We start from the raw sequence: 12,356 nt of genomic DNA on the forward strand, positions 1-12,356 counted from the left end.
GCCCGATGTGCAGACAGGAGCCTCACCCGCGAATGCCATCAGGGCCAGCAGGACGAACACCCTGCACCGACAGGCCGTATGTAAGACTGCAAACCCTTCAGACCTTCACGCCGCCGAATCTTGCTCTTCTGGAGACGTCCATGTAAGGACATCCCTAGCTGTTCGCGCGGCGCTTGAGCCAGCGCACCAGAGCGCCCACCACGGGCAGCTTTTCGTACAGCTCCTCAGCGGCGTCCCAGTAGTCGCGGTGCAGCGTGACCAGACCTTGCTCATTGAGCACCAGGTGCGATGCGCCGCGCACCGTCTGCGTCACGCCCTTGTGAAAGTTCTGGAAGGCGAACAGGAAATCCCAGGTCAGAAAGCACTGCTGGCCTTGCACCACGCGGCCGGTGACCACGAAGCGCGGCTGTTCCAGCGCCTCGAACATGTGGGAAAAGATGCCCTGGATGGCGGGCACGCCCTGCACCTCGTTGAACGGGTCTTTGAAGCGTGCATCTGCCGCGTAAAGCTCGCCCAGTTGCGCCACGCCTGCGGGCGACAGCGTTTCAAAAAAGACGATGACGCGGCTGACGGCTTCTTCCGTCAAGGCCGCGGGGGGGCTCAGGGGTTGTTCCATGGCGAGGGTTTCACAGGCCGGTAAAGCGGCGCACCGCCGGAAAGTACCACCGGTAGGGCAACAACCGCAGCCATTTCATCCAGCGGGTGAAGCGTTTGGGGAAGTGGATATCGAACTCGCCGTCTTCCCAGCCGCGCACGATGGCTGCTGCCGCTGCCTCGGGCGTGATGAGCGCGGGCATGGTGAAGTCGTTGCGCGCCGTCAGCGGCGTAGCCACAAAGCCCGGGTTGACCACGCTCACGCCCATGCCCAGTGCGTGCAGATCCAGGTACAGCGCTTCGGCCAGGTTGATGAGGGCTGCCTTGGTGGGGCCGTAGGCCAGGCTCTTGGGCAGGCCGCGAAAGCCCGCCACGCTGCTGACCAGGCTCACGTGCCCCGGCCGCCCCATCTTGGCCGATGCCACCATGGCGGGCAGCACGCCGGCCAGCACGCGCAAGGTGCCGGTGTAGTTCACGTCTTCGTGGCGCAGGGCTTCGGTCAGGTCGAAGTCGGTGGCGCGCATGTCGCGGTAGTGGCCGGCGCAGTAGCACACCAGGTCCAGCGGGCCGCCCGCCAGCACCTGCTGCGCGGCGGCCTTGACCTGGGCGGTGTGGGCCGTGTCCAGCGGCACGGCCACGCTGCCGGGGTGCTCATCTACAAACGCTTGCAGGGCTTGCGCGTTGCGGGCCGACACAATGACCTGCGCCCCCCGCGCATGCAGCAGCGCCGCCGTGGCGCGGCCAATGCCGCTGGAGGCGCCCACCAGCCACACGCGTCGGCCCTGCCAGTAATGGATGCGGGAATTGAGACTCATGGCGTGGCTCAGGTGCGCTTGGTGAACGACAGGGTGATCTCACCCAGCCGCACGCCAAACTTGCTCATCGTGGCGCGGTTGAGCATCACGCGCTCGTCGATCAGGTACATCCAGTCGTCAAAGTCCACGTGGTAGACCTTGCCATCCACCGGCAAGGCCAGCGTGTAGCCCCAGCGAAAGGCATTGCCCTGCGTCTGGCCCCTGGCTGTGCCCACCACGTCGTCGGCCGTGCCGGTGTAGTGGCCATCGGCATGCTTGGTCAGCCGCCAGATGCGCAGCTGCGTGGTGCCGTCGGAATAGGTGAAGGCTTCGTCCAGCACGCCCTCGTTGCCCTTCCAGCTGCACTCCATCACCACCGTGAAGCGGCGGGCGATCTGGCCGCTGCGCCCCTGGAAGATGCCGTGGGCATCCACCGTGCCATTGAAGTACTGGGCCAGGTCCAGCACGGGCTTTTCGCTGGCGTATCCGGCCAGGTTCTGGCTGGCGCACCCGGTCAGGGCCGCAAGCGGCGCCACGGCGGTGGCGCCCAGAAGGGTTCGGCGTTGGATCATGGGAAGGCCTTGGTGGTGGGTGAGGTGCAGGGTTGCATTGATGAAAATCACGGGGCCTGGAATGCGGCACTGCCAGGCGTGCGCCGCACCACCAGCAGGTACAGCGCGGCAGCCGCCGCCAGCTTGAGCAGGCAGGGCAGCACGGCATACGCCAGGCTCAGGGTTTGCAGGCCGGCTTCGCTGCGGGTGCCGGGGGTGTAGCCCAGCAGGGCCAGCAGCGGCAGCGCCAGCCCGGCGGCCAGGGCCAGGTTGAGCTTGGTAGCAAAGTTCCACCAGCCAAAGTACGCGCCTTCGTGCTGGCCGCTGTCGCCTTCGTAGGCAATCACGCCCGCCAGCAGGGCACTGGGCAGGGCCAGGTCGGTGCCCAGCGCCCCGCCCGAGAGGGCGCACACCACGGCAAAGGCCAGCGCATCGCCGCTGCCGAGCAGCGCCGTCCAGGCAAACACGGCCACGGCCAGCAGCATGCCCATGAGCCAGGTGCGGGCCAGACCAAAGCGGCCCACGGCGCGCAGCCACAGCGGTATCGACAGCGCTGCGCAGACGAAGTAGGCGCCCAGGAACAGCGGTTCCTGCGTGGATGGCGCCTGCAATCGGTCTTGCACGAAGAACAGCACCAGCGTGGCCGGTATGGCGCTGGCAATGCCGTTGAGCATGAACACCGCCAGCAGCCGGCGGAAGGCCGGGCGCCCCCAGGGCCGCCACAGGCTGGCGTGCTGGGCGGGGTGGTACACGCCCTGCGTGCCGGCACCCTGCGCCGCAGGCCGGGGCGCGCAGGCCCAGGCCCACCAGCCCAGCATGGCGGGCAGGCCCAGCAAGGTGGGCAGCAGCGATGCCAGCACCACACCCACCAGGGCCGCGCCTTCGCGCCAGGCCAAGATGCGGCTGCGCAGGGCTTCGTCGCCACCCAGGCGGGCGCCCAACGACTGGTGGGCAATGCTGAGCTGGCTGTAGGCCAGGTAGGTGGCCAGCAGGCACAGCAGCGCCCACCAGGCCAGGGCCTGCTCGCCCTGCACGGGCGGGAAGAACAGCGCCCACATGCCCAGCGCCAGCACCACGGCCGACCCGGCCCCCGCGCCCAGCACGGTGCGGGTGGAGCGGCCAAACAGCCGGTCGCTCAGCCGGCCCAGCAGCGGGTCGGTGGCGGCGTCGAACAGGCGGGCCGCCAGCAGCACGGCACCCAGTGTGGCCAGCGGCATGCCGTAGGCGCGCGCGTAGTGGTTGGGCAGCAGCACGTACAGCGGCAGCGCCACAAAGGCCAGGGGCAGGCCCAGCAGGCCATAGGCCAGGCCTTGGCGTGCGGGCAGCGTGCCGGGGGTGCCAGGTGGGGTCATGGCGATCCTGCCGTGCTGCGGCTGGCCAGCAGCGCCTGGCGCAGAGAGGGCTCTGACGTGTTGGGCGAGAGCCAGATGCCAAAGAACAGGCGCGCAAATTCAGGGTCGGCCACCTCGCCCACCACCTTGTCGCCCATGCGGAAGACGGCACCGCCACCCGGGCGGTAGATGCCGGTGAGGGTGTCGCCCGGCTTCACATCGGGCAAGGCGGCTTGCAGCGCGGCTTGCCAGCGTTGGGCCTGCTCGTTGCTGAACGGGGCCACGCGCCGCATTTCTTCGATGGAGCGTTTGGCAATGGCCTGCGCGGTGAAGTTGCGCTGGTAGGTCAGCGCCAGCGCCAGGGGCTGGTCGCCGTAGCGCTCAGGGGCAAAGCCGGGGCTCACCCACAGGCGTGCCTGGTACACCTCCAGCCCAAAAAAGCGCATCGTGCCCTGGCCGGCCAGCACTGTGCCGGGCAGAGGCGTGGTTTCGCTGCCCTGTGCGGGGTTTGATAAAAAAGTGGCTGTAACGCACGCCAATAAAGCGCAGGCAGCTATCTTTTTCATAGTAAATGGCCCGGCGGTGGAAGGAGGTGGTCAGGCAGCGGCGCTGTCGTTCACCAGCGTGTACTGCACGAGGTCGATGTTCTGCATGGCGAACGCGGCTTCGCAGTAGGCAAGGTAGAACTCCCAGATGTGCATGAAGCGCTCGTCAAAGCCCAGCTTCAGGATCTCTGCGCGCTGCGCCAGGAAGCGCTCGCGCCAGCGCTTGAGGGTTTCGGCGTAGTCCTGCCCAAAGGCGAACTCGTCCACCACGCGCAGGCCCGCGGCCTCGGCCTCGCGGCGGAATTCGCGCGGGCAGGGCAGGCAGCCGCCGGGGAAGATGTACTGCTGGATGAAATCGGTGGAGCTGATGTAGCGCTTGAACAGCCCGTCGTCGATCACGATGCTCTGGATGCACGCCTTGCCACCGGGCTTGAGCAGGCGCTTGATGGAGGCAAAGTACGTGGGCCAGTATTCGCGCCCCACGGCCTCCACCATTTCAATGGAGCAGATGGCGTCGTACGGACCGTCGCTGATGTCGCGGTAGTCCTGCAGCCGCAGGTCGGCCTGGCCCGCCACGCCGTGCTGCGCCATGCGCTTGCGGGCAAACGCGAGCTGTTCGGTGGACAGCGTCACGCCGGTGAGCGTGGCGCCAAATTCGGTGGTGGCCATTTCGGCCAGCGCGCCGCAGCCGCAGCCAATCTCCAGCACCCGGTCGCCCGGCTGCACACCGGCCATGCGCAGCGCGCGGCGCACCTTGGCGAGCTGTGCGGTGCGCATGTCGCCCCCCGCATCGCCCTCAAACCAGGCGGACGAGTAGTTCATCGTGTCGTCCAGCCACAGCTCGTAAAAGGCATTGCCCAGGTCGTAATGCGCGTGGATGTTCTTCTGGCTGTTGACCTTGGTGTTGCGGTTGAGCAGGTGCTTGATGCGGTACAGCAGCCGCCCGGCCCAGGTGCCGTAAATCACGCCTTCCACCTGCTGGCGGTTGGCGATGAGCAGCTTGAGCAGGTCGGTCAGGTGCGGCGTGGTCCAGTCGCCCGCGATGTAGCTCTCGGCAAAGCCGATGTCGCCCGACTTGAGGGCGGCGCTGCACACGTTCCAGTTCTTGAAGGCAATGGCCGCCGAGGGGCCGCCACCGGGGCCGAAGTGCCGCTGCGTGCCGTCGGGCAGCTGCACCGTGAGGTGGCCATGCTGCAGGCGCTGCAGCAGTTGCAGTGCGGTGCGCGCGGCAGCGGGCGTGCCAGCGGGCAAGGCCAGGGCAGAACGGGGTGCGGTGGTGGAGTTCATGGCAGTGGTCTCGCAGGTGGGTGCGGAATACGGGTCGTGCATGTCAACGGGTCACGATCGAGGCCGGGGCCTCGGGCTTGCGATGAAAGCGCACGCGCTTGAGCCACAGCTGCAGCGCGTGCCAGTGGATGCGGGCGATGATGGCCAGCGTCATGGCCGGGTAGCCCCACAGCGCCTGGCGCAGCGTGCGGGCCGTGGCGGGTTGCAGGGTGCCGCTCACGCTGGTCTGAATCAGGGGGCCGCTGGCGTCGTCGTAATCAATGCGCACCACGGTGCGGCCCGCATCCTGCGGGCCGGGGGATGTGCGCATGAAGCGAAAGCGGTAGCCGCCCGCCACTTCGCAAAACGGCGACACATGGAACACCTTGCGCGCCTGCTGCTCCACGCCGTACTGCGGGGCGTCGAGCAAATAGCAGTGGCGCTCGCCAAAGGTGTTGTTCACCTCGACCAGGATGGCGCGCAGGCTGCCATCGGCGCGGTGGCAGTACCAGAAGCTCACCGGCTTGAAGGTGTAGCCCAGCACGCGCGGGTAGGTGTGCAGCCACACCTCGCCCGTGGCGTCGTCAATGCCTTCGGCGCGCAGCAGGTCATTGAGCCATGCCAGCGCACCGCCTTGCTCGGCGCTGCGGCCATCGCCATGGTCCACGTCGTGGAAGCTGATGGCCCCGCGGCGGTTCACTGCCAGCGCGCACTCCCGCCCACCCTGCGCCAGGGTGCGCATGGGCAGCATCAGAAAGAACGTGCCGTAGGCAAACGCATGCCGGCGCGGCCGCAGCCGGGTGTGGCGCACCTGGCCAAAACCCAGCAGGGGCTGCGCGGCGGGCGTGGGGCGCAGGTCGGTCATGCGGCCAGCCTTTGGGGGGCTTGCAGCAGCGGCGCCAGTTGGCGCGCGACGGCCAGGCCGGACTTGAGCCCGTCTTCGTGGAAGCCGTAACCCGTCCACGCGCCGCAGAACCAGGTGTTGTGCTGGCCTTGCAGCGCGGGCACCTGCTGCTGCGCGGCAATGGCGCCCAGGTCAAACACAGGGTGGGCGTATTCGTACTCGCCAATGATCTGGCGCGGGTTGATGTTGCGCACCGGGTTGAGCGACACCACCACCGGCTGGGCAAACGGCAAGGGCTGCAGTTGGTTGAGCAGGTAGTGCAGGCACACACTGGTGCTTTCTCGTGCGCTCTCGCGGTCGGTTTGCTGGGCGCGCTCATAGTTCCAGGCGGCCCAGGCAGCGCGGCGCTGGGGCAGCACCGTGGTGTCGGTGTGCAGCACGGCGCGGTTGGGCTGGTAGCGGATGGCGCCCAGCACCTCACGTTCCTGCGCCGTGGGCTGCGCCAGCAGCGCCAGGGATTGGTCAGAGTGCGTGGCCAGCACCACATGGTCGAAATGCTCGGTGCCCTGGTCGGTGGACACGCGCACGCCGGCGGCGTCGCGCTCGATGCGGCGCACGGGGGTGTTCAGGCGCTTGTCGGGCACGCCGGCCAGGATTTTTTCGACGTAGTTGCGAGCGCCGCCGCTCACCGTCCACCACTGCGGGCGGTTGGCCACTTGGATCAGGCCGTGGTTGTGGCAGAAGCGGATCATCGTCGCCACCGGAAACTTCAGCATCTGGTCCGTGGGGCAGCTCCAGATGCAGCCCAGCATGGGCAGGAAGTACCAGTCGCGGAAGGCGTCGCCAAAGCGGTGTTCCTTCAGAAAGTCGCCCAGCGGCTGCATCAGCGCCTGCTCGGCATTGGCCTGGGCGATGCGGGTGCACAGCTGGTTGAAGCGCAGCAGGTCAGTCAACATGCCCCAGAAGCGGGGGTTGACCAGGTTGCTGCGCTGGGCGAACACGGTCGAGAGGTTGGTGCCGCTCCACTCCAGTGCCTTGCCGCCCCGTGCACCGGGCACTTGCACCGAGAACGACATGTCCGACTTGGCCGTGGCCACGCCCAGCTCGGCCAGCAGTGCGATCAGGTGGGGGTAGGTGCGCTCGTTGAAGACCAGAAAGCCCGTGTCCACCCCGTGGGTGACGGCCTTGCCCGCCGCATTGGGCAGGGTTACGTCCACCGTGTGGGTGTGGCCGCCAAAGTAGCTGCCGGATTCAAACAGGGTGACTTGCGCCTGGCTGCGCAACTGGTGCGCCACCGAAAGCCCGGAGATGCCGGAGCCGATGATGGCGACTTTCATGGCCGGCCCCCTCTGGCCGACTCAGCGAATAAAAAGGTTGCGAAGCATCCCGAAACGAATAAGAGAGGGAGGGAGGAGAAGCGCTCCAGGAGGGCAGTCGGAACCCGAGGCACCGAAAGGCTTCGCAACGTTAAACCGGGAGAGCACGTACCGCGCTCTTGCAGGGGATAGAGTGGGGCCCCTTTGCAGAAGTTCCAGAGCTGATCGCGCATTTTTTTAAAGAAAAGTAAAGAAGGGTTGCCGCTCAGCGGGGCGTAGCCATCGCGAGCTGCTGCTCAATGGCCCGCACCAGGCTCTTGCTGTCGGGGGCGGTCATGCTGGAATAGTTGTCCACCAGCCGGCCATCGCGGCCCAGCAGGTATTTGTGGAAGTTCCACTTGGGCGCCGTGCCCGAGAGCTGGGCCAGTTGCTTGTACAGGGGCGACGCATCGGCCCCGCGCACGGCGGTCTTGGCAAACATGGGGAACTTCACCCCGAAGGTGTTTTCGCAAAAGTCGGCAATCTCCTTGTTGCTGCTCTTTTCCTGTGCGAAATCGTTGGACGGGAAGCCCAGCACCACCAGCCCCTTGTCCTTGTAGCGGCTGTACAGCTCTTCCAGCCCCTTGTACTGGGGGAGCCCGCAGAATTCGGAAAAAGGCTCTTCTAGCTACCAAAAGGAGGCCCCCCGGCTCTGCCGGGGAGGCAGTAGAAGTTTGACTTTTCAGGAGGTTGTCCACCGTAGAGACTTTCAATCGTGAGCCGCCAAGCAAACGAAAGGAAGAAACACGATGGACAAGTATGAAAGTTTGAGTCACACGGCCTGGGATTGCAAATATCACGTGGTCTTCATCCCCAAGTGTCGAAGGCGAACGCTGTACAAGCAGCTACGCGAACACCTGGGTGAGGTATTCAGAAAGTTGGCCGCGCAAAAGGAATGCAGGGTTGAAGAGGGGCATCTGATGCCCGATCACGTGCACATGATGCTGTCGATCCCACCGAAGTACTCGGTGTCGCAGGTGGTGGGCTTTATCAAAGGCAAGAGCGCAATCCACCTTGCGCGGGTGTACGGAGAGCGAAAGCGCAACTTCGTGGGTCAGCACTTCTGGGCGCGAGGGTACTTCGTCTCGACGGTGGGACGCGACGAAGCGGTGATACGGGAGTACATCCGAAACCAGGAGAAGGAAGACGAGAGGTTGGACCAACTCGGTCTATGGAGGTGAGTAGCCACCGATAGGTGGCCCCAAGAATGAGGGGCCGCGTTAGCGACCCCTTACAGCCGCTTTGAGCGGCTCACATCCCGAATGCCCCCGGCTTTGCCGGGGGATGGTTACCCGAATAGTAGTGATGGAAATCGCCGCACGTCTGTAAACGACGATTTCGACGTACGACATTTATCGAGTGCATCACTAGCTACCAAAAGGAGGCCCCCCGGCTCTGCCGGGGAGGCAGTAGAAGTTTGACTTTTCAGGAGGTTGTCCACCGTAGAGACTTTCAATCGTGAGCCGCCAAGCAAACGAAAGGAAGAAACACGATGGACAAGTATGAAAGTTTGAGTCACACGGCCTGGGATTGCAAATATCACGTGGTCTTCATCCCCAAGTGTCGAAGGCGAACGCTGTACAAGCAGCTACGCGAACACCTGGGTGAGGTATTCAGAAAGTTGGCCGCGCAAAAGGAATGCAGGGTTGAAGAGGGGCATCTGATGCCCGATCACGTGCACATGATGCTGTCGATCCCACCGAAGTACTCGGTGTCGCAGGTGGTGGGCTTTATCAAAGGCAAGAGCGCAATCCACCTTGCGCGGGTGTACGGAGAGCGAAAGCGCAACTTCGTGGGTCAGCACTTCTGGGCGCGAGGGTACTTCGTCTCGACGGTGGGACGCGACGAAGCGGTGATACGGGAGTACATCCGAAACCAGGAGAAGGAAGACGAGAGGTTGGACCAACTCGGTCTATGGAGGTGAGTAGCCACCGATAGGTGGCCCCAAGAATGAGGGGCCGCGTTAGCGACCCCTTACAGCCGCTTTGAGCGGCTCACATCCCGAATGCCCCCGGCTTTGCCGGGGGATGGTTACTGTGGTGTCTCAAAAGTAAGCATCAAATAATGGTACTCGCTGCCCGCGCCACAGATGCCAAGATGGTGTCCGCACTTTTATGCCACACGAACGGCTTGGGATCCTCGTTGTGACGATCAATGTATTCCCGTATGGATTGCTCCAGCTGAGCAACGCTGGTGTGGGCGCTGCGCTTGATCCACTGCTCGCTGATCTGGCTAAAGAAACGCTCGACCAGATTGAGCCAGGACGCTGAGGTGGGCGTGAAGTGAACGTGGTAGCGAGGATGGGCTGCTAGCCAGGCCCGCACTGCCTGCGTCTTGTGCGTGCCGTAGTTGTCCATGATCAGGTGGATGTCTTGTTCGCCAGGCACCGCTGCATCGATGGCTTTGAGGAACTGCAGGAATTCCACACTGCGGTGACGGCGCTTGAGCTGTCCTATGACTTTGCCAGTGGCCACATCCAGCGCTGCAAACAGCGACGTTGTGCCATGGCGCTTGTAATCGTGCGTGCGCGTGCTGGGTTTGCCAAACGTCAGTGGTAACCCTGGTTGGGTGCGATCCAGAGCCTGGATCTGGCTCTTCTCGTCCACGCACAGCACCAAGGCGCGATCGGGTGGTGCCATATACAGCCCCACCACATCCCGTACCTTGTCCACGAAATGGGGATCCGTCGATAGCTTGAAGGTTTCTTGCAGGTGCGGCTTCAGCCCAAAGGCATGCCAGATGCGCTGCACCGTCGCGGGCGATACGCCAGCGTGCCGACTCATCTGGCGCACGCTCCAGTGCGTGGCGTTGTCAGGCTTGCTCTGGCGAACCTTGTCCACAATGAGCTGAACCTGCTCGTCGCCCACACTGCGCGGGCGGCCAGCGCGCGGGGCATCGGTCAAACCCGCCAGACGATACGCCCGGTAGCGCCGCCGCCACTTGGAGACAGTTTGCACCGTCGTGCCCAAGCGTTGGGCAATCATGGTGCCCGACTCCCCATCTGCGCAGCCCAGCACGATTCGCATGCGCAGCTTCTCGTCCTCGGGCGCTATGCGTACGCGCAGTCGCGCATGCAGCTCTGCGCGCTCGGCATCGGTGATCTGCAGCTTCGTGGCGGGGCGTCCAGGGTGGGCCATCAGCGTAGTCTCCTATAAGGAAGCTGATTCGACCAACACCGGTCAAAATAGTTCTATCTATTTTTGAGACACCACACTAGGGCTTTGTTGCATAAATCGGCCATAGGCCAAGGCATCCCCAATCCCAAAAAGATTTACGCAGCAGCGACCGTCTGGGGTGTGCCCAGATCGGTAAATTGATTGAGGATTGAAGCTCGGATGTGCAGCTCGGTCACCTGGCGCTCAAACGTCCTGGCCATGACCTTCTCGCCCAGGCGCTTGAAGCAATTCATCTTGGTCTCCACCAGTGACCTTCGGTGGTAGCCGCTCCAGCGTTTCCAGATAGCCCGCCCCAACTGCCTACACGCCTTGACCGCTTCATTGCGGTGAGCAAATGCCAGCCCTTTGCGCAGCTTCGCTCCTTTGCGCGGCGGGATGATTGGAATGGCTCCCCGCAGGTAGCACGCCTTATGTACATCCTGCGTGTCGTACGCCCCATCACCGGTAAAGCTAGCTATCTCTTCATTGCTTGGAATTTGACCTAGCAGGTCTGCTGCCATGGGCGAGTCGCCCACTTCATTGGTTGTTACTGCGATGGCCCGAATCTGCAGTGTCTGGGCATCAATACCCAGATGCACCTTGCGCCACTGGCGGCGCCGCTGTGCGCCGTGCTTTTTGGTTTTCCACTCACCTTCGCCCAAGAACTTGATGCCCGTGGAGTCGGCCAGCATGTGCAAGCCTTTGTCACTTGCACGGTAGCGCACCTGCACATCCAAGCTCTTTTGCCTGCGACAGACCGTGCTGTAGTCGGGCACTGGCCAATCCAGGCCTGCCATACCCAATAGCGACTCAACCAGGCCCAGTGTCTGGCGCAAGGGCTGGCCAAACAAGCACTTGATGGTCAGGCAAAACTGAATGGCCGCATCTGAGAATTTTTGGCAACGACCACGCTTGCCCGTGGGCTGAGCTAGCCACTGCATATCCCTATCGAGCCAAATGGTCAACTCACCTCGCGCCTTCAACGCTGCGTTGTAAGCCTTCCAGTTCGTTGTGCGGTACTTAACCCGACCCCAGCTCGTCTCTCTCATCTCCCGAGCCTACATCAGCTGCGACCGGCATTTGTGCAACAACGCCCATCACTAGCATTCGCTAGGGTCTGTTGAGAATTACCGAGAGTTGATAACCCCAGCTGCGAGATAGATCATCGCTGCGAAGCTGCTATCCGTCTTGTCGCTGCGCATTGCGATACGTTTGAACTCCTTGAGCTTGCAAAAGAAGTTCTCGATCAAGTGGCGCCATTTGTAGACCTCCAGGTCAATCTCCAGTGGCGCTCTCCTGCGGGGCATCTGTGAGATCACCACCTGCGCCCCGCGCTTACCCAACTCCTGGATCAGCCAATTCACATCGAAGGCCTTGTCGGCAAGCAAGGCATCAAAGCGCACATCGGCAATCAGCTCTCTGACCCCTTTGGTGTCGTGGCGCTGCCCTGGCATCAAGACGAACTTCACCAGATTGCCCAATGCATCCGTCAGCGCCAGTATCTTCGTGGTCATGCCGCCCCTCGAGTGGCCTATGGCCTGGCCCGAAGTCCCCCTTTTGCCCCCTGGCCGTGCCGATGCACTTTCACAATCGTGGCATCCACCATCGCATATTCCATGTCCGGCTGCTCGCTCACTGCATCGAACAGACGTTGGAACACATCGGCCTTAACCCAGTCTCTAAAGCGTTTGAACACCGTGTTCCACTTGCCGAACTCTGGCGGCAGGTCTCGCCAGGGGCTGCCTGTGCGGGCAATCCACAGCACTGCCTCAACGAAGCGGCGGTTGTCTGTGCCGCTGCGCCCCGGATCACTTGGCTTGCCAAGGCAGTGCGGCTCCATCTTGGCCCATTGTGCGTCTGTCAGTACCCATCGAATGCTCATGCGCCTATTGCATCACATCCATTCACGCATCTCAGAATG

13 protein-coding genes and 1 pseudogene are annotated in these 12,356 nt (G+C 63.6%); 2 read left to right on the plus strand and 12 right to left on the minus strand.

Annotated features, from left to right (window positions below; genetic code table 11):
- Nucleotides 1-154 precede the first annotated feature (154 nt).
- From BDD18_RS08670 to BDD18_RS08710, 9 genes and pseudogenes are all read right to left on the minus strand, one after another.
- Nucleotides 155-616: a nuclear transport factor 2 family protein gene (locus BDD18_RS08670; RefSeq protein ID WP_142082727.1), complete on the minus strand. Its 462-nt coding sequence runs from the start codon at nt 614-616 to the stop codon at nt 155-157.
- 10 nt (nt 617-626) lie between these two features.
- Nucleotides 627-1,409 carry an SDR family NAD(P)-dependent oxidoreductase gene (locus BDD18_RS08675; protein ID WP_142082728.1) on the minus strand — a complete coding sequence of 261 codons (783 nt, stop codon included), beginning with the start codon at nt 1,407-1,409 and terminating at the stop codon, nt 627-629.
- A gap of 8 nt (nt 1,410-1,417) precedes the next feature.
- Nucleotides 1,418-1,960 (minus strand): DUF3833 domain-containing protein, encoded by a 543-nt coding sequence (locus BDD18_RS08680; protein ID WP_142082730.1) that lies wholly within the window; start codon nt 1,958-1,960, stop codon nt 1,418-1,420.
- Between the two features lie 47 nt (nt 1,961-2,007).
- Entirely contained in the window at nt 2,008-3,291 is a 1,284-nt protein-coding gene (locus tag BDD18_RS08685) for an MFS transporter (RefSeq protein WP_142082732.1), read from the minus strand.
- Nucleotides 3,288-3,836 carry a chalcone isomerase family protein gene (locus BDD18_RS08690; protein ID WP_142082733.1) on the minus strand — a complete coding sequence of 183 codons (549 nt, stop codon included), beginning with the start codon at nt 3,834-3,836 and terminating at the stop codon, nt 3,288-3,290. The genes BDD18_RS08685 and BDD18_RS08690 overlap by 4 nt, the downstream gene beginning before the upstream one ends.
- 30 nt (nt 3,837-3,866) lie before the next feature.
- On the minus strand, nt 3,867-5,102 hold the full coding sequence (locus BDD18_RS08695; protein WP_142082735.1) for an SAM-dependent methyltransferase: 1,236 nt from the start codon (nt 5,100-5,102) through the stop codon (nt 3,867-3,869).
- Between the two features lie 43 nt (nt 5,103-5,145).
- Nucleotides 5,146-5,946 (minus strand): DUF1365 domain-containing protein, encoded by an 801-nt coding sequence (locus BDD18_RS08700; protein WP_142082737.1) that lies wholly within the window; start codon nt 5,944-5,946, stop codon nt 5,146-5,148.
- Nucleotides 5,943-7,262 carry an NAD(P)/FAD-dependent oxidoreductase gene (locus tag BDD18_RS08705; protein ID WP_142082739.1) on the minus strand — a complete coding sequence of 440 codons (1,320 nt, stop codon included), beginning with the start codon at nt 7,260-7,262 and terminating at the stop codon, nt 5,943-5,945. Before BDD18_RS08705 ends, BDD18_RS08700 begins: the two co-directional genes overlap by 4 nt.
- Before the next feature lie 244 nt (nt 7,263-7,506).
- A pseudogene (locus BDD18_RS08710) lies at nt 7,507-7,893 on the minus strand (glutathione peroxidase); the annotation flags it as partial.
- Nucleotides 7,894-8,029: 136 nt separating this feature from the next.
- Here BDD18_RS08710 and tnpA (BDD18_RS08715) point away from each other — a divergent pair.
- Both tnpA (BDD18_RS08715) and tnpA (BDD18_RS08720) read left to right on the plus strand, forming a co-directional pair.
- Nucleotides 8,030-8,461, plus strand: a complete 432-nt coding sequence (tnpA, locus tag BDD18_RS08715) for an IS200/IS605 family transposase (protein WP_026437438.1) — start codon at nt 8,030-8,032, stop codon at nt 8,459-8,461.
- A gap of 311 nt (nt 8,462-8,772) precedes the next feature.
- Nucleotides 8,773-9,204, plus strand: coding sequence for an IS200/IS605 family transposase (gene tnpA, locus BDD18_RS08720; protein WP_026437438.1), 432 nt, complete (start codon nt 8,773-8,775; stop codon nt 9,202-9,204).
- 133 nt (nt 9,205-9,337) lie between these two features.
- On the opposite strand, the gene BDD18_RS08725 is transcribed toward tnpA (BDD18_RS08720), so the two are convergent.
- The 3 genes from BDD18_RS08725 to BDD18_RS08735 form a co-directional block, all read right to left on the minus strand.
- Nucleotides 9,338-10,417 (minus strand): IS630 family transposase, encoded by a 1,080-nt coding sequence (locus BDD18_RS08725; RefSeq protein ID WP_142082741.1) that lies wholly within the window; start codon nt 10,415-10,417, stop codon nt 9,338-9,340.
- A 134-nt stretch (nt 10,418-10,551) separates the two neighbouring features.
- The gene (locus BDD18_RS08730; RefSeq protein ID WP_142082744.1) at nt 10,552-11,484 is read right to left on the minus strand and encodes an IS5-like element ISAav2 family transposase; all 933 of its coding nucleotides are present in this window, start codon (nt 11,482-11,484) and stop codon (nt 10,552-10,554) included.
- 78 nt (nt 11,485-11,562) lie between these two features.
- A protein-coding gene (locus BDD18_RS08735) for an IS5 family transposase (RefSeq protein ID WP_142082746.1) occupies nt 11,563-12,317 on the minus strand; the annotation gives its coding sequence in 2 pieces (ribosomal slippage) (nt 11,563-11,984 and nt 11,984-12,317; 756 coding nt in all).
- Between the last annotated feature and the right edge of the window lie 39 nt (nt 12,318-12,356).

Origin of the sequence: Acidovorax temperans, assembly GCF_006716905.1 — a bacterium.
Lineage (GTDB): Bacteria > Pseudomonadota > Gammaproteobacteria > Burkholderiales > Burkholderiaceae_C > Acidovorax > Acidovorax temperans.

Coding starts and splice junctions, on each gene's coding strand:
- BDD18_RS08670 (WP_142082727.1), bottom strand. CDS start 616: ATGGAACAACCCCTGAGCCCCCCCGCGGCCTTGACGGAAGAAGCCGTC.
- BDD18_RS08675 (WP_142082728.1), bottom strand. CDS start 1,409: ATGAGTCTCAATTCCCGCATCCATTACTGGCAGGGCCGACGCGTGTGG.
- BDD18_RS08680 (WP_142082730.1), bottom strand. CDS start 1,960: ATGATCCAACGCCGAACCCTTCTGGGCGCCACCGCCGTGGCGCCGCTT.
- BDD18_RS08685 (WP_142082732.1), bottom strand. CDS start 3,291: ATGACCCCACCTGGCACCCCCGGCACGCTGCCCGCACGCCAAGGCCTG.
- BDD18_RS08690 (WP_142082733.1), bottom strand. CDS start 3,836: ATGAAAAAGATAGCTGCCTGCGCTTTATTGGCGTGCGTTACAGCCACT.
- BDD18_RS08695 (WP_142082735.1), bottom strand. CDS start 5,102: ATGAACTCCACCACCGCACCCCGTTCTGCCCTGGCCTTGCCCGCTGGC.
- BDD18_RS08700 (WP_142082737.1), bottom strand. CDS start 5,946: ATGACCGACCTGCGCCCCACGCCCGCCGCGCAGCCCCTGCTGGGTTTT.
- BDD18_RS08705 (WP_142082739.1), bottom strand. CDS start 7,262: ATGAAAGTCGCCATCATCGGCTCCGGCATCTCCGGGCTTTCGGTGGCG.
- tnpA (WP_026437438.1), top strand. CDS start 8,030: ATGGACAAGTATGAAAGTTTGAGTCACACGGCCTGGGATTGCAAATAT.
- tnpA (WP_026437438.1), top strand. CDS start 8,773: ATGGACAAGTATGAAAGTTTGAGTCACACGGCCTGGGATTGCAAATAT.
- BDD18_RS08725 (WP_142082741.1), bottom strand. CDS start 10,417: ATGGCCCACCCTGGACGCCCCGCCACGAAGCTGCAGATCACCGATGCC.
- BDD18_RS08730 (WP_142082744.1), bottom strand. CDS start 11,484: ATGAGAGAGACGAGCTGGGGTCGGGTTAAGTACCGCACAACGAACTGG.